The 15,795-nt window shown below is 56.2% G+C and carries 13 protein-coding genes; 7 read left to right on the top strand and 6 right to left on the bottom strand.

Annotated features, from left to right (window positions below; all coding sequences use genetic code 11):
* The first annotated feature begins 42 nt into the window (after positions 1–42).
* The 3 genes from fdhF (at position 43) to FU672_RS18015 (ending at position 3,461) form a co-directional block, all read left to right on the top strand.
* Positions 43–2,190 carry a formate dehydrogenase subunit alpha gene (fdhF, locus tag FU672_RS18025; RefSeq protein WP_148244267.1) on the top strand — a complete coding sequence of 716 codons (2,148 nt, stop codon included), beginning with the start codon at positions 43–45 and terminating at the stop codon, positions 2,188–2,190.
* A 322-nt stretch (positions 2,191–2,512) separates the two neighbouring features.
* The gene (locus tag FU672_RS18020; RefSeq protein WP_148244266.1) at positions 2,513–2,665 is read left to right on the top strand and encodes a Hok/Gef family protein; all 153 of its coding nucleotides are present in this window, start codon (positions 2,513–2,515) and stop codon (positions 2,663–2,665) included.
* Positions 2,666–2,786: 121 nt separating this feature from the next.
* Entirely contained in the window at positions 2,787–3,461 is a 675-nt protein-coding gene (locus FU672_RS18015) for a tetratricopeptide repeat protein (RefSeq protein ID WP_148244265.1), read from the top strand.
* Positions 3,462–3,541: 80 nt separating this feature from the next.
* Here the strand turns inward: FU672_RS18015 and gltP are convergent, their stop codons facing one another.
* Positions 3,542–4,855 carry a glutamate/aspartate:proton symporter GltP gene (gltP, locus tag FU672_RS18005; protein ID WP_148244264.1) on the bottom strand — a complete coding sequence of 438 codons (1,314 nt, stop codon included), beginning with the start codon at positions 4,853–4,855 and terminating at the stop codon, positions 3,542–3,544.
* 423 nt (positions 4,856–5,278) lie between these two features.
* Between gltP and acs the strand changes: the two genes are divergently transcribed.
* From acs to actP, 3 genes are all read left to right on the top strand, one after another.
* Positions 5,279–7,237, top strand: coding sequence for an acetate--CoA ligase (gene acs / locus FU672_RS18000; protein ID WP_148244263.1), 1,959 nt, complete (start codon positions 5,279–5,281; stop codon positions 7,235–7,237).
* Positions 7,238–7,370: 133 nt separating this feature from the next.
* Positions 7,371–7,685, top strand: coding sequence for a DUF485 domain-containing protein (locus tag FU672_RS17995; RefSeq protein ID WP_148244262.1), 315 nt, complete (start codon positions 7,371–7,373; stop codon positions 7,683–7,685).
* Positions 7,682–9,331, top strand: a complete 1,650-nt coding sequence (gene actP / locus FU672_RS17990; RefSeq protein ID WP_148244261.1) for a cation/acetate symporter ActP — start codon at positions 7,682–7,684, stop codon at positions 9,329–9,331. The genes FU672_RS17995 and actP overlap by 4 nt, the downstream gene beginning before the upstream one ends.
* Before the next feature lie 32 nt (positions 9,332–9,363).
* Here actP and FU672_RS17985 read toward each other — a convergent pair whose 3' ends face one another.
* Positions 9,364–10,053 (bottom strand): LrgB family protein, encoded by a 690-nt coding sequence (locus FU672_RS17985; protein ID WP_047653092.1) that lies wholly within the window; start codon positions 10,051–10,053, stop codon positions 9,364–9,366.
* Positions 10,046–10,456 carry a CidA/LrgA family protein gene (locus FU672_RS17980; RefSeq protein WP_148244260.1) on the bottom strand — a complete coding sequence of 137 codons (411 nt, stop codon included), beginning with the start codon at positions 10,454–10,456 and terminating at the stop codon, positions 10,046–10,048. The genes FU672_RS17985 and FU672_RS17980 overlap by 8 nt, the downstream gene beginning before the upstream one ends.
* Before the next feature lie 102 nt (positions 10,457–10,558).
* Between FU672_RS17980 and FU672_RS17975 the strand changes: the two genes are divergently transcribed.
* A complete protein-coding gene (locus FU672_RS17975; RefSeq protein ID WP_148244259.1) occupies positions 10,559–11,446 on the top strand; it encodes a LysR family transcriptional regulator in 888 nt (295 codons plus the stop codon).
* Positions 11,447–11,522: 76 nt separating this feature from the next.
* On the opposite strand, the gene FU672_RS17970 is transcribed toward FU672_RS17975, so the two are convergent.
* From FU672_RS17970 to FU672_RS17960, 3 genes are all read right to left on the bottom strand, one after another.
* Positions 11,523–13,169, bottom strand: a complete 1,647-nt coding sequence (locus tag FU672_RS17970) for a Na+/H+ antiporter (protein ID WP_024906728.1) — start codon at positions 13,167–13,169, stop codon at positions 11,523–11,525.
* A gap of 150 nt (positions 13,170–13,319) precedes the next feature.
* The gene (gene ghxP, locus FU672_RS17965) at positions 13,320–14,669 is read right to left on the bottom strand and encodes a guanine/hypoxanthine transporter GhxP (RefSeq protein WP_063144977.1); all 1,350 of its coding nucleotides are present in this window, start codon (positions 14,667–14,669) and stop codon (positions 13,320–13,322) included.
* 294 nt (positions 14,670–14,963) lie between these two features.
* On the bottom strand, positions 14,964–15,635 hold the full coding sequence (locus FU672_RS17960; RefSeq protein ID WP_148244258.1) for a glutathione S-transferase family protein: 672 nt from the start codon (positions 15,633–15,635) through the stop codon (positions 14,964–14,966).
* Positions 15,636–15,795 lie beyond the last annotated feature (160 nt).

Raw genomic sequence — 15,795 nt, 5'->3', positions numbered from 1 at the left:
TGCATAGTGGGTGCGAATGATTCGATTAACTGGAGCAGACTGATGAAAAAAGTCGTCACGGTTTGCCCTTATTGTGCCTCAGGTTGCAAGATCCACCTGGTGGTCGATAACGGCAAAATCGTCCGGGCAGAGGCCGCACAGGGGAAAACCAACCAGGGCACGCTATGCCTGAAAGGTTACTACGGCTGGGATTTTATTAACGATACCCAAATCCTTACCCCGCGCCTGAAAACCCCAATGATCCGCCGCGAGCGCGGTGGCAAGCTGGAAGCCGTCAGCTGGAACGAGGCACTCGATTACGTCGCCGCGCGCCTTAGCGCCATCAAGGCCAAGTATGGCCCGGATGCGATTCAGACCACCGGCTCTTCACGCGGGACGGGGAATGAAACCAACTATGTGATGCAAAAATTCGCGCGCGCCGTTATTGGTACCAATAACGTCGACTGCTGCGCTCGCGTCTGACACGGCCCATCGGTTGCAGGTCTGCACCAGTCGGTCGGTAACGGCGCAATGAGTAATGCCATCAACGAGATAGATAATACCGATCTCGTCTTCATCTTTGGTTATAACCCGGCGGATTCTCACCCTATCGTCGCGAACCATGTTATTCGCGCAAAACAGAATGGGGCGAAAATCATCGTCTGCGATCCGCGCAAAATTGAAACCGCGCGCATTGCCGATATGCACATCGCGTTGAAAAACGGCTCGAACATCGCGCTGTTAAACGCAATGGGGCACGTCATTATTGAGGAGAACCTGTACGACCAGGCGTTTGTCGCAAGCCGTACGGAAGGTTTTGAAGAGTATAGGAAAATTGTCGAAGGCTATACGCCAGAGTCGGTAGAAACGATAACCGGCGTCAGCGCGCAGGAGATCCGCCAGGCTGCGCGGATGTATGCAGGGGCGAAAACCGCCGCCATCCTGTGGGGCATGGGTGTGACCCAGTTCTACCAGGGCGTGGAAACGGTACGTTCTCTTACGAGTCTCGCGATGCTGACCGGCAACCTAGGTAAAGCGCACGTTGGCGTGAACCCGGTACGTGGTCAGAATAACGTGCAGGGTGCCTGTGATATGGGCGCGCTGCCGGACACCTACCCGGGCTACCAGTACGTGAAGTTCCCGGAAAACCGCGCCAAGTTCGCGAAGGCCTGGGGCGTGGAAAGCCTGCCTGAGCATACCGGGTATCGCATCAGCGAGCTACCGCACCGTGCGGCACATGGCGAGGTGCGTGCGGCCTACATCATGGGTGAAGATCCGCTCCAGACCGACGCCGAGCTGTCTGCGGTGCGCAAAGGGTTTGAGGATCTGGAGCTGGTGATTGTTCAGGATATCTTCATGACCAAAACCGCGGCGGCAGCGGATGTGATCTTACCGTCGACCTCCTGGGGCGAGCATGAAGGCGTCTACACGGCGGCGGACCGCGGCTTCCAGCGCTTCTTTAAGGCGGTCGAGCCGAAGTGGGATCTGAAAACGGACTGGCAGATCATCAGCGAAATCGCCACCCGCATGGGCTACCCGATGCACTACAACAACACTCAGGAGATCTGGGACGAGTTGCGCAATCTATGCCCGGACTTCACCGGCGCTACCTATGAAAAAATGGGTGAGCTGGGGTACATCCAGTGGCCGTGTCGCGATGAGTCCGAAGCCGACCAGGGAACGTCATACCTCTTCAAAGAGAAGTTCGACACCCCGAACGGGCTGGCGCAGTTCTTCACCTGCGACTGGGTCGCGCCGATCGATAAGCTCACCGATGAGTATCCGATGGTGCTCTCCACCGTGCGTGAAGTGGGCCACTACTCCTGTCGTTCGATGACGGGTAACTGTGCCGCGCTGGCGGCGCTGGCGGACGAACCGGGTTATGCGCAAATCAACACCGCCGACGCGCAGCGCCTCGGTATTGAGGACGAAGCGCTGGTGTGGGTGAATTCGCGCAAAGGGCGGATCATCACCCGTGCGCAGGTCAGCGATCGTCCGAACAAAGGGGCGGTCTATATGACCTACCAGTGGTGGATTGGTGCCTGTAACGAGCTGGTGACGGAAAACTTAAGCCCGATAACCAAAACGCCGGAGTATAAATACTGTGCCGTTCGCGTGGAGCCGATTGCGGATCAGCACGCGGCAGAACAGTACGTAATCGACGAATATAACAAGCTGAAAGCTCGACTGCGCGAAAGCGCTATGGGGTGAAGCCGTTAATTCATCATTGAATAAAGGGAGTGAAGTATTCACTCCCTTTTTATTTCTGATTAATTCATCAGAAATATCAATTATTATTCTGGAAAGAGGCTCGCAGAAATAATGTAATTTGTGCGAAAAAAGAATTACATCTTTGCATTTTAATTCAGAGGGATAAGATGTGCGGCGGGTGCTTAAGACTTTCTGTCTTGAGCATTGTTGAGGGACAGAAAGTGGAAAGCCCCGGGAAATTTTCATTCACCCGAGGCTACCCCTCAACAACCAACAGGTTGAGAGTAGCCTCTTATTCTTTTTTGCACAAGGAGTAAAAGGCATGACGCCATTAAAAACTGCGTTAGGCATCGTCTTTATTATTTGCCTGACGATAGTGATCTTTACCTTTATTACTCGCGGCAAGCTCTGCGAGTTTTCAATAAAGAGTGAACATCAGGAGGTGGCGGCTAAATTAGCCTGCAACGAAGGCTAACCTCTTCGGGCGGAACAACGGTTCCGCCCGGCTTGTAGGATGCTGAGGTCTTAATGCACCCATTTTTTTCTTCCGCCACCGCGATTATACTGCGCGGCGTGTATCCAGATGATAAGAATCCATGAAACCCATTTTTCTGTTGTTATTCTTTTTAACCTCGTTCGCCCGCGCGGATGAGATAGGCAGCCAGTATCAGAAGCAGGCGGAAGCAGGCGATGCCCGCGCCCAGTATTATCTTGCTGATACGTACTTCAGTTCCGGTGACAGCAAGCAGGCAGCGCTGTGGGCAGAGAAAGCCGCAAAAGGCGGCGATGTTGACGCCATGGCACTGTTGTCGCAAATCCACTTTACGCAGGGCGATTACGCACAGGCCAAAGCCCTGGCACAACAGGCAAACATTGCTGGCAGCAAGCGCGGCGCGATCATGCTGGCACGCGTGCTGGTCAACACTCAGGCCGGTAAAACCGACTATCCCCAGGCCATTAAACTGCTGCAAACGGCGACCGAAGATATCGACAACGACTCTGCGGTAGATGCGCAAATGCTGCTGGGGCTGATTTATGCCAACGGTGTTGAAGTGGCCCAGGACGATGTGCAGGCCGCCTCGTGGTTCAAGCGCAGTTCAGCACTTTCACGTACGGGCTACGCCGAGTACTGGGCAGGGATGTTGTTCAGGCAGGGTGAGAAAGGCTTTATCACGCCAAATAAACAGAAAGCACTGTACTGGTTGAACCTGAGCTGCACTGAAGGGTTTGACACGGGATGCGAAGAGTTTGATGCGTTAAGCGGAGAATAAAGTGCCGGGTGGCGGCTTCGCCTTACCCGGCCTACAAAACCCGTAGGCCCGGTAAGCGCAGCGCCACCGGGCTTAGGATGTTACCGATCGGCCGTCTTATCAAAACGACCCAGCACCTCGCGTTCATACGCCAGCGCTTTTTTACGATCGAATTTGTGTTCCCACTTGGCGATAACCAGCACCGCAAGGGCGTTCCCCACCACGTTCAGCGCCGTACGCGCCATGTCGAGGATACGGTCGACACCGGCGATAAATGCCAGACCTTCCAGCGGAATACCGACGCTGCCGAGCGTAGCCAGCAGCACCACGAAGGAGACACCCGGTACGCCTGCAATACCTTTGGACGTCACCATCAGCGTCAGTACCAGTACGATCTCCTGCCACAGCGACAGGTCAATGCCGTACAGCTGCGCAATAAAGATAGCGGCGATACTCTGGTACAGCGTTGAACCATCCAGGTTAAAGGAGTAGCCGGTCGGTACCACGAAGCTGGTAATCGAGGCAGGCGCACCGTAGGCTTCCATCTTTTCAATGATACGCGGCAGCACGCTCTCAGAACTTGCCGTGGAGTACGCCAGAATCAATTCATCTTTCAGGATACGAATCAGGATCCAGATGCTCAGCCCGCACAGACGTGCCACGACCCCCAGCACCACCAGCGCAAAGAACAGGATCGCGAAGTGCACCAGGAGCACCAGCTTCGCCAGCGGCCACAGGGAAGCAAAACCGAAGTTCGCCACGGTGACGGCGATAAGCGCAAACACCCCTACCGGCGCGTAACGCATCACCATGTGGGTCACTTTGAACATGGTTTCGGAGATAGAGCGGAACACGGTCACCAGCGGTTCGCGGTGCGACGCGGGCAGGGAAGAAAGTCCCAGGCCAAACAGCACCGAGAAGAAGATGATAGGCAGCATCTCGCCTTTCGCCATCGACGCCACGATGTTGGTCGGCACCAGCGACAGGATAGTGCCCATCAGGCCATGCGCGTGGCTCTGCACTTCAGCGGTCGTACTTTGGTATTTCGAAATATCCACCGTTGCCAGTTGCGACATATCAATCCCGGAACCTGGCTGGAACACGTTCGCCAGAGTGATACCGAGGACGATCGCAACAGTAGTGATCACTTCGAAATAGAGAATGGTTTTCGCACCAATACGGCCTAACTGCTTCGCATCGCCGACGCCCGCAATACCGACCACCAGCGTCGAGATCACAATCGGTACCACAATCATCTTGATCAGATGAATAAAGATATCCCCTGCCGGTGAGAGCAGGTTCGCAATCAGCCATTCGCGGCTGTCGCTGTGATAGTGAAGGTAACTGCCCAGCAAGATGCCCAGCACAAGGGCGATTAAGATCTGCCAGGCAAGGCTGACTTTAACGTTTTTCATAGAAACTGACTTCCTCAATGAAGCGCCTTATTCACTCAAACTGCATGAATATGGAGACATACTGAAAGGGTATGAATTGTGTTGCGTTGATTTAGGGGATTTTTTAACGCGGCGTATGAGTATCATTTGCGCGACCTGTTGCGCAAGCCTTAAAGAACGATGCGTTTCACTCACAAAAGCGACGCTGACGGGAGTTTATTCTAATTCTGATAAATAACCTTTTGTTATAAAAACTCTTTTTTAAACATAAATGTGAATAATCGTCAGCATAAATTATTTTCCTTCAAAGTTTCATTCGCTCATTTTTCATACTCTTCAAACAATGCGTGATCTGTAGCCCAAATACTAAACAAAGCTTGTAAAGCCCCTACAATTAACGTTTTTGCGACATATTATTAACATCTTACAAGGAGAAAAAAAGCCATGAGCCAAATCCACAAACACGACATTCCCGCTAACATTGCGGACCGTTGCCTGATAAACCCGGAGCAGTACCACGAGAAGTATCAGCAATCTATCACCGCCCCGGACACTTTCTGGGGTGAACAGGGTCATATCCTTGACTGGATCAAGCCTTATCAGAAAGTGAAGAACACCTCCTTTGCGCCCGGCAATGTCTCCATTAAATGGTATGAAGATGGCACCCTGAATCTGGCGGCGAACTGCCTTGATCGTCACCTTGCCGAGCGCGGGAATGAGACGGCCATCATCTGGGAAGGCGATGATGCCTCGCAAAGTAAACACATTACCTACAAAGAGCTGCACCGCGACGTGTGCCGCTTCGCCAACGTCCTGCTGGAAAAAGGCATTAAAAAAGGCGATGTGGTCGCTATCTATATGCCGATGGTGCCGGAAGCGGCGGTGGCCATGCTGGCCTGTGCGCGTATCGGCGCAATTCACTCCGTGATATTCGGCGGGTTCTCGCCAGAGGCGGTTGCGGGTCGTATTGTCGATTCAAGTTCAAAACTGGTGATCACCGCCGATGAAGGCGTGCGGGCAGGACGCGGTATCCCACTGAAGAAAAACGTCGATGAAGCGCTGAAAAACCCGAACGTCAAAACGGTCAGTAACGTCATCGTCCTTAAGCGTACCGGCGGCAAAATCGACTGGAACGAGGGGCGCGACCAGTGGTGGAGCGACCTGATTGAAAAAGCGAGCGACCAGCATCAACCGGAAGAGATGAACGCAGAAGATCCGCTGTTCATTCTTTATACCTCTGGCTCAACCGGTAAGCCGAAAGGCGTGCTGCACACCACCGGCGGCTATCTGGTCTATGCGGCTACCACCTTCAAATACGTCTTCGACTACCATCCGGGCGATATCTACTGGTGTACCGCCGACGTGGGTTGGGTCACCGGACATAGCTACCTGCTGTACGGCCCACTGGCCTGTGGCGCAACAACGCTGATGTTTGAGGGCGTACCAAACTGGCCAACCCCGGCGCGTATGTGCCAGGTGGTCGACAAACACCAGGTCAACATTCTTTACACCGCGCCAACGGCGATCCGCGCATTAATGGCGGAAGGCGATAAAGCCATCGAAGGCACTGACCGTTCTTCATTGCGCATCCTCGGTTCCGTGGGTGAGCCCATTAACCCGGAAGCCTGGGAGTGGTACTGGAAGAAAATCGGCAACGAGAAATGCCCGGTGATGGACACCTGGTGGCAGACCGAAACCGGCGGCTTTATGATCACCCCGATGCCGGGCGCTACGCAGTTGAAGGCCGGCTCGGCAACCCGTCCGTTCTTCGGCGTGCAGCCTGCGCTGGTGGATAACGAAGGTAATCCGCTGGAAGGGGCTACCGAAGGCAACCTGGTGATCACAGACTCCTGGCCGGGTCAGGCGCGTACCCTGTTCGGAGATCACGATCGCTTCGAGCAAACCTACTTCTCGACCTTTAAAAACATGTACTTCAGCGGCGATGGCGCGCGTCGTGACGAAGACGGCTATTACTGGATAACCGGGCGCGTGGACGACGTGCTGAACGTCTCCGGCCACCGTCTGGGCACCGCCGAGATTGAATCGGCGCTGGTGTCGCATCCGAAAATTGCCGAAGCCGCCGTTGTCGGTATTCCGCACAATATCAAAGGCCAGGCGATTTACGCCTATGTCACCCTGAACCACGGTGAAGAACCGTCGCCAGAGCTCTATGCTGAGGTGCGCAACTGGGTGCGTAAAGAGATTGGCCCGCTGGCGACGCCGGACGTGCTGCACTGGACCGACTCGCTGCCGAAAACCCGCTCCGGCAAAATTATGCGCCGTATCTTGCGCAAAATCGCGGCGGGAGACACCAGCAACCTCGGTGATACCTCAACGCTCGCGGATCCTGGCGTGGTGGAAAAACTGCTCGAAGAGAAGCAGGCCATCGCAATGCCTTCGTAATTTTTTCTCCCTCTCCCCGTGGGAGAGGGCCGGGGTGAGGGCATCAGACCGCACCTTCCTCCCCTCACCCTAACCCTCTCCCTGTGGGAGAGGGGACTAAAAACAAACCTACCTTACCTTTGGAGACTCTGTGATGAATAACGATATTTGTCAGCAGATAGAGAATAGTGCGCACTACAGGGAGCTCGTTGATAAACGGCAACGGTTTGCCTTCTTACTTTCCATCATCATGCTGGTTATCTACGTCGGCTTTATTCTGCTGATCGCCTTTGCCCCGCACTGGCTGGGCACCCCGCTGCACGAGGGGACCAGCGTGACGCGCGGTATTCCAATTGGTATTGGCGTGATTGTGATTTCATTCTTGCTGACCGGCGTCTACGTCTGGCGCGCGAACGGTGAATTCGATCGTCTTAATAAAGCGGTACTGCAAGAGGTAAAAGCATCATGAAGCGAGTTCTGACGGCGCTCGCCGCCACACTTCCCTTTGCCGCCCACGCGGCGGATGCCATTACCGGCGAGGTCCAGCGCCAGCCAACCAACTGGCAGGCAATTGTGATGTTCCTGATTTTCGTCCTGCTGACGCTGTACATCACCTACTGGGCGTCGAAACGCGTGCGCTCCCGTAATGATTACTACACCGCAGGCGGCAACATTACCGGTTTCCAGAACGGGCTGGCGATTGCGGGTGACTTTATGTCCGCCGCCTCCTTCCTCGGGATCTCCGCGCTGGTGTACACCTCCGGCTATGACGGCCTGATCTACTCTCTCGGCTTCCTCGTCGGCTGGCCGATCATCCTCTTCCTGATTGCCGAGCGCCTGCGTAACCTAGGCCGCTATACCTTCGCTGACGTGGCCTCGTATCGCCTGAAACAGGGGCCGATTCGCACCCTCTCCGCCTGCGGCTCGCTGGTGGTGGTGGCGCTGTATCTGATTGCGCAGATGGTGGGCGCGGGTAAGTTGATTGAACTGCTGTTCGGCCTGAACTACCACATCGCGGTGGTGCTGGTTGGCGTACTGATGGTGATGTACGTGCTGTTCGGCGGCATGCTGGCGACGACCTGGGTGCAGATCATCAAAGCCGTCCTGCTGCTGTTCGGCGCCAGCTTTATGGCCTTTATGGTGATGAAGCACGTCGGCTTCAGCTTCAATAACCTGTTTACCGAAGCGATGGCGGTCCACCCGAAAGGGGAAGCGATCATGAGCCCGGGCGGGCTGGTGAAAGACCCGATATCCGCGCTCTCACTGGGTCTCGGACTGATGTTCGGTACCGCGGGTTTGCCGCATATCCTGATGCGCTTCTTTACCGTGAGCGATGCGCGCGAAGCGCGCAAGAGCGTCTTCTACGCCACCGGTTTCATGGGTTACTTCTATATCCTGACCTTTATCATCGGCTTTGGCGCGATCATGCTGGTGGGGGCGAACCCGGCGTTTAAAGACGCGGCGGGTACGCTGATTGGTGGTAACAATATGGCGGCGGTGCACCTGGCGGACGCGGTTGGCGGTAACCTGTTCCTCGGCTTTATCTCTGCCGTGGCCTTCGCCACCATTCTTGCGGTGGTTGCAGGTCTGACGCTGGCCGGCGCGTCTGCGGTATCGCATGACCTCTACGCCAACGTCATCCGCAAAGGTGCGAGCGAACGCGATGAGCTGAAGGTCTCGAAAATCACCGTGCTGGTGCTGGGCGTCGTGGCGATTCTGTTAGGTATTCTGTTCGAGAAGCAGAACATCGCCTTTATGGTGGGACTGGCCTTCTCGATTGCCGCAAGCTGTAACTTCCCGATCATCCTGCTCTCCATGTACTGGTCGAAACTGACCACCCGTGGCGCAATGATTGGCGGCTGGCTGGGGCTGCTGACGGCGGTGATCCTGATGATTCTGGGCCCGACCATCTGGGTGCAGATCCTCGGTCACGCCAGCGCCATCTTCCCGTATGAATACCCGGCGCTGTTCTCTATCGCCGTGGCGTTTATCGGTATCTGGTTCTTCTCGGCCACCGACAATTCGCCGGAGGGTAACCTGGAGCGTGAGAAATTCCGCGCCCAGTTTATCCGTTCACAAACCGGTCTTGGCGTTGAGCAAGGCCGCGCGCACTAAACCTTTCTCCCCGGTCATTCTGGCCGGGGAGCTTAAAACATCACCCACGCCACCAGCGGCGCAATCAGTACCATCACTACGCCCGAAAGCATCATCACCAGGCTCGCGACAACGCCCTCCTGCTGCCCCAGTTCATACGAACGCGCCGTCCCCGCACCGTGCGACGCTGCGCCAAACCCCGCGCCTTTTGCCATCCCTTCCCGAATAGAAAGCCGCAGAAAGAGCATATCGCCGACAGCCATCCCAAAGACGCCCGTCACCACCACAAACAGCGCCACCAGATCCGGCTGCCCGCCGAGCGGTTTAGCAGCCGCCAGCGCAAACGGCGTGGTCACCGAGCGCACGGCCAGGCTGCGCTGAATTTCATCGGGCAGCGTAAACAGTCTGGCCAGCCAGACGGAGCTGCACACCGCTACCACCGTGGCGGTGATCACGCCTGCGCTGAGCGACATCCAGTGGCGTTTGATAATCGCCAGGTTGTCGTAAACGGGGACGGCAAAAGCGATGGTCGCCGGTCCGAGCAGCCACAGCAGCCAGTGGGATTCACCAATGTAGTTTTGCCAGGAGATATGGCCGAAGACCAGCATCAGCACCAGCAGGATCGGCGTGAAGACCAGCGGCATCAGCGGCAGGGCATGAAAACGACGATACAGCCGCTTGTTGGCAAAGTAGATCGCCAGCGTGGCAATCAGGCACAAGACGCTGACCTGAAAGTTAGTCATGTTTGTGCCTGCTGATTTCAAAGCGATACACTTTATCCACCATCCAGGCGGTCGCCCCCAGCACCATCAGCGTACTCAGCGCGATAACGGCAAAGATTCGCCAGCCGTCCACCATCAGCAGCTGCGCATAGTTCACCACCGCCACCACGGCAGGAACAAAGAACAACAGCATCTCTGCCAGCAGCCAGCGCGCCCCGGCGCGCACCCAGTTAAGGGGGATCACACGACACAGAATAAGCGTCAGCATCAGCAGCATCCCCACCAGGTTGGCAGGCAGCGGCAGATGCAGCCAGCCGACAAGATATTCGGCGAAAACAAACAGTCCCGCGTAAAGCAGTACCTGAACCGGGACCTGGAGTCGTTGCACAACGGCAGGCGTAACACGGCTTAACGCCACGGCCATGGGGGTTTTCCTCAAAAATGAGACGAGGCGCCAGTATAGTGAGCGCACGGTATGGACTGAAATGAATTAAAATCATCAAAGGTATAGTTTCGAGGAATAATCATGGACATAAGAACGCTGCGCTATTTTGTCGAAGTTGTTCGTCAGCAAAGTTTTACCCGCGCAGCGGAGAAGTTGTTTGTTACTCAGCCTACTATCAGCAAGATGTTGAAAAACCTCGAAGATGAACTGAACTGTACCCTGCTGATCCGCGACGGGCGCAAGCTGTTGCTGACCGACACCGGACGCGTGGTGTTCGAACGCGGGCTGGCGATTCTGGCGGAGTTCCGCCAGCTGGAAGCAGAGCTGGACGATATCAATCATCTGACGAAAGGGGTGCTTCGCCTCGGCATTCCGCCAATGGTGGGGATGATGATGGCCGGGCCGATTAGCCTGTTTCGCCAGCGTTATCCCGGCGTTGAGCTGAAGATTTCGGAGTTTGGTGGGTTAACCGTCCAGCAGGCCGTCACCAACGGTGAGCTCGACGTCGCCATGACCGCCCTCCCCGTTGAGGAAGAGAGCGGTCTGGCGACGCTTCCGCTCTTTAGCCACCCGCTGTGCGTGCTGGTTCCCCGCTCCGGCGACTGGCTGAAGAGAGACTCGGTGAAACCTGAACTGCTCGGCGAGCACCCTTTGCTGATCTATAACGAAGACTTCGCCCTCAGCCGCCAGCTGATGACGCTGTTTAACCAACATAACGTCAAGCCGCGCATTGCGGTGCGCAGCGGACAGTGGGATTTCCTGGCGGCGATGGTGCAGGCAGGCGTGGGGATTGCCATTCTGCCGCAGCCGATTTGCGAGCGTCTGGATAAAAACACGCTGCGCTGGATCCCGCTGGAGAGCGACCTGCACTGGCAACTGGGGATGATCTGGCGTGAAGGGGTGTACCTGTCGCACAGCGCGCAGGCGTGGCTGGAGTGCTGTGAGGGGTTTTGGGTGCCCTCACCCTAACCCTCTCCCACAAGGAGAGGGGACCGATCGAGCACGTAGGCCCGGTAAGGCGAAGCCGCCACCGGGCAAAAGCGCGCTACTGATTCTCTATCAACAACGCTTCCAACAGGTCCAGATCGTGCAGCAGCTTTTGCAGCGTCTCGTTGCTGATCTGGCGCGTGGCGCGCAGGTGGTACAGCTCGGCACGCTCGGAGCGCAGCGCTGCCAGGCGGAACCGACGCTCCAGGTTCTCCTCCTGCAGCGAGCTTTCCACATCGTTACGCCCGTCCGCGCGACGGCGCAGGTTACCAATCACGCGGGAACTGACTTCCGTCAGCAGCTGATTGTCGATGTTCTCTTCCGCATCTGCGGCCAGACGTTCTTCCATTTTCTGGATGGCGACAATCGCCACTTCGGCGGTAGCCGCCCGCGCAATACGTTCTTCTTTATGCTGCTGAGTCGAATCACCAGCATCAATATGCTGGAGTAAAATCGGCAGCATAATCACGCCGACAAACAGGGAGAACAGAATCACCCCCGCCGCCAGGAAGACCAGCTCGTAGCGCGCCGGGAAGACATCGCCCGTGGGCAGCAGCAGCGGAATGGAGAGGACACCGGCAAGGGTGATCGCCCCGCGTACGCCCGCAAAAGAGGCGATCAGCAGTTCACGCGTTGTCCACGATCCGAACTCCATCGGTTTTTTCTTCAGGAAACGTACGCTGAAGTTTTTCATCGTCCACAGCCAGCCGAAACGCACCAGCATCAGCGCCAGGTAGATCAGTACGATGTCGGTAAACAGCATCCAGACTTCAACGTTCGGGTCGGCTTCGGCCGCCACCAGAGAGGATTCCATAATGCCCGGCAGCTGCAGGCCCAACAGCAGGAACACCATGCCGTTAAAGACAAATTCCAGCATGGCCCAGGTGCTGTTGGCACGCAGACGCATGGCCAGCGGCGCACGACGCATTACGCCGGAACGGGTGATGGTCATCCCTGCCGCAACCGCTGCCAGAATGCCCGACACGCCGATATGTTCGGCAATCAGATAAGAGGCAAATGGCAGCAGGAACAGCAGTACGATCTGCGTAGCGGGTTCATCGCCGCCCCAGCGGCTGAGGAAACGCAGCGAGCGGCCGTAAAGCCAGCTCACCACGAAGCCTGCGAGAATACCGCCAATCGCCACCTTGAAGAATTCCAGCGTTGCGCCGCCGACGGTAAAGACCATCGTGCCCATCGCAACGGCCACGGCAAACTTCAGGGCGACCAGGCCGGAGGCGTCGTTCATCAGCGCCTCACCCTGTAAAATCCCCATGATTTTCTTCGGAATTCGACCTTCACCCACAATGCCGGACAGCGCCACGGCATCGGTTGGCGACAGCACGGCGGCCAGCGCAAAAGCCGGTATTAATGGAATACCCGGTACCGCCCAGTAGATCAGGAAACCAATCCCGACGACGGTGACCACCACCAGCGCCAGCGCCAGGCCGAAGATCTCGCGCCCGTGCTCAAGGAATTCGCGCGTGGGCGTTTTCCAGCCATCGGCAAACAGCAGGGGCGGGATAAACAGCACGAGGAACAGTTCGGGGTCAAATTCCACGTGCAGGCCAAATGTCGGCCACGCCAGCAGCGCGCCGATGGCAATTTGCATTAATGGCAGGGGGACCTGAAAGGGTAGTACGCGTGTAACCACCCCGGATAGCGAGACCACAAGGGTCATGATGAGTATTGTGAAGAAGATTTCCATGCGTTCCCTGTTTGCTGTGTTGCTTATGTACTGCGGAAGGCGTCTTGCCTTTTATTCTATCTTCCCCAGAGTAACGCAAAAGGCAACAGGATGAGTCCTGAAAATAAAAACGGGCGGCCTGAGCCACCCGTTTTCGCATCAAAGGATAACCTAGATTGCCCAGCCGCCCGCGTAGAACGCCACCAGCGCAACGGCGATAATCACGGTGCCGATGTTCAGCTTGCGCCATTCACCGGAGACCAGACGACCAATCACCAGCGACGCGAAGCCGATCATAATGCCGGTCACGATGTTACAGGTCAGCACGATGAAGACCGCGGTAATCAGGCCAGACATGGCGTCCACAAAATCTGCAAAGTCGATTTTCGCCACGTTGCTCAGCATCAGCAGGCCAACGTACATCAGCGCTGGCGCGGTCGCATACGCTGGAACCAGATAGGAGAGCGGAGAGAGGAACAGGATCAGCATGAACAGCACGCCGACAGTGATCGCCGTCAGGCCGGTTTTACCGCCTGCCGCCGTACCCGCTGCGGACTCGATGTACACCGCCGCAGGCGCCGCACCCACCAGGCCAGAGAAGACGCTGCTCAGGGAGTCAGTGGTCAGCGCTTTGCCGCCATCGATAATCTGACCGTCTTTATCCAGCAGGTTCGCCTGACCGGCCACCGCGCGAATGGTACCGGTCGCGTCAAACACGGCGGTCATCACCAGCGCCAGCACGCTTGGCAGGATCACCGGGTTCAGCGCGCCAACGATATCCAGGCTGCCAATCAGGGAGTTGCCTTTGTCATCGCTCAGCGACGGCATGGCGAAGATACCGGAGAAGTGTACGGTCGGATCGAAAATCAGGCCGACAACGGAAACACCGATAATGGTCAGCAGAATGCCGCCCGGGACTTTCAGTTTTTCCAGACCGATAATCACCGCCAGACCGATCAGCGACATAATCACCGGGAAGCTGGCGAAATGGCCCAGCGCCACCGGCAGACCGTCCAGCGGGTTCTTGATGACCAGACCGACGCCGTTGGCGGCGATCAGCAACAGGAACAGGCCGATGCCGATGCCGGTACCGTGCGCCACGCCCTGCGGCAGGTTGCGCAAAATCCAGCTACGGATGCCGGTCGCTGAAATCACGGTAAACAGCACACCCATCAGGAACACAGCACCCAGCGCAACCGGTACGCTGATGTGCTGACCCAGCACCAGGCTGAACGCGGTAAAAGCGGTCAGAGAGATGGCGCAACCAATTGCCAGCGGCAGGTTCGCCCACAGGCCCATCACGATGGAGCCCACACCGGCCACAAGGCAGGTCGCCACAAAGACAGCCGCTGGCGGGAAGCCTGCTTTGCCCAGCATGCCCGGCACAACGATGACGGAATAAACCATCGCCAGAAACGTTGTCAAACCGGCAACAATTTCCTGGCGCACGGTGCTGCCGCGAGCCGAAATTTTAAACATGGCGTCAAGTGAACCGCCAGTACGCGCAGATGGCGTAGACATAGAAAACATCCCCTGAGAGTTTTTTAGGAAGTCCGTAAGCGAGGTGGAGACGCCACTGCCAGCTGAACGTCAAATCCTTGTGTTGCGTTTGTGACGAAAGGGCGTCACAAAAAAAGCAAACGTTTAGCTCCGCGCTTACAAACGGGTGGTCAAATTAAGGCAAACGATTATCTAGCGTAATCCCCGCCCTTTTCAACTGAACTTTATCGTTTTTCGCTAAAATTCACTTATGACGCTGAAGAAATAAACAGAGGATGCGCAAACGTTATCGTCTATGCGCAATTTGTTTACATTTCACTCCTCACCCGGGATAGATAATGGCCCCCCTTGCTCCAGGGTTCTTTGCCAGCCAGGGCTGTTCTCAACCTTTGTCTTCCATGCCTGAATATGCGGCAAATTAGGGATACCGCCGCGCGCCAGCAGGGCAAAAATCGGAAAGCTCATCTGAATGTCGGCCATGCTGAACGCTTCCCCGGCAAACCAGCTGTTCCCGGCGAGATGCGACTCAATAAAGCGCGCATGGGTTTCCAGTTGGCGGTTGAGATACGCTTTCTGCACCCCCTGCCCGAGCGCTTTGCCCAGCGTTCTGATGCCAAACGGCACGGGCGGCTTGCCGAGGCTGTTGAAGACCAGCTTCATTAACAGCAGCGGCATCAGCGATCCTTCAGCATAATGCAGCCAGAAGCGGTACTGCACCTTATGCGCCGGATCTAAAGGCTTAAGGCGTGACTCGGGATCGTACGTTTCCTGCAGGTACTCCAGAATGGCGCCCGACTCTGCAAGGATCAGTCCGTTATCTTCGATGACCGGTGATTTACCCAACGGATGCACCTTTTTGAGAGCCTCCGGCGCCAGCATGTTCTTTTCGCGCTGGTAGTGAACGATCTCATAAGGCAGGTCGAGTTCTTCCAGCGCCCAGATCGCGCGGTGCGAGCGCGACTGGTTAAGGTGGTGTACCGTGAGCATGGTTTTCTCCTGTTATTCATACTTTTTAACTATAGAAAATTGAACAACACCGCGAAAAAAATTCGGCTAAAAAAGGGCTAGCGCGGCTGGCGAAAAAACGGGTCTTGCATAGAATTAAAGTGTCAGCACAATCCGGAACCTCACCAACCAGCTCGACACG

The sequence above is a fragment of the Enterobacter asburiae genome (assembly GCF_008080435.1).
GTDB classification, from domain to species: domain Bacteria; phylum Pseudomonadota; class Gammaproteobacteria; order Enterobacterales; family Enterobacteriaceae; genus Enterobacter; species Enterobacter asburiae_C.
Note: the sequence above shows the minus strand (reverse complement) of the source record. Positions and strands in the feature narration are given on the sequence as shown.

Excerpts from the sequence above, each read along its gene's own strand:
- FU672_RS17985 (WP_047653092.1), bottom strand. The coding sequence starts at position 10,053 with ATGACTAACTTTCAGGTCAGCGTCTTGTGCCTGATTGCCACGCTGGCG.
- acs (WP_148244263.1), top strand. The coding sequence starts at position 5,279 with ATGAGCCAAATCCACAAACACGACATTCCCGCTAACATTGCGGACCGT.
- ghxP (WP_063144977.1), bottom strand. The coding sequence starts at position 14,669 with ATGTCTACGCCATCTGCGCGTACTGGCGGTTCACTTGACGCCATGTTT.
- FU672_RS17960 (WP_148244258.1), bottom strand. The coding sequence starts at position 15,635 with ATGCTCACGGTACACCACCTTAACCAGTCGCGCTCGCACCGCGCGATC.
- gltP (WP_148244264.1), bottom strand. The coding sequence starts at position 4,855 with ATGAAAAACGTTAAAGTCAGCCTTGCCTGGCAGATCTTAATCGCCCTT.
- actP (WP_148244261.1), top strand. The coding sequence starts at position 7,682 with ATGAAGCGAGTTCTGACGGCGCTCGCCGCCACACTTCCCTTTGCCGCC.
- FU672_RS18015 (WP_148244265.1), top strand. The coding sequence starts at position 2,787 with ATGAAACCCATTTTTCTGTTGTTATTCTTTTTAACCTCGTTCGCCCGC.
- FU672_RS18020 (WP_148244266.1), top strand. The coding sequence starts at position 2,513 with ATGACGCCATTAAAAACTGCGTTAGGCATCGTCTTTATTATTTGCCTG.
- FU672_RS17980 (WP_148244260.1), bottom strand. The coding sequence starts at position 10,456 with ATGGCCGTGGCGTTAAGCCGTGTTACGCCTGCCGTTGTGCAACGACTC.
- FU672_RS17970 (WP_024906728.1), bottom strand. The coding sequence starts at position 13,169 with ATGGAAATCTTCTTCACAATACTCATCATGACCCTTGTGGTCTCGCTA.
- FU672_RS17975 (WP_148244259.1), top strand. The coding sequence starts at position 10,559 with ATGGACATAAGAACGCTGCGCTATTTTGTCGAAGTTGTTCGTCAGCAA.
- FU672_RS17995 (WP_148244262.1), top strand. The coding sequence starts at position 7,371 with ATGAATAACGATATTTGTCAGCAGATAGAGAATAGTGCGCACTACAGG.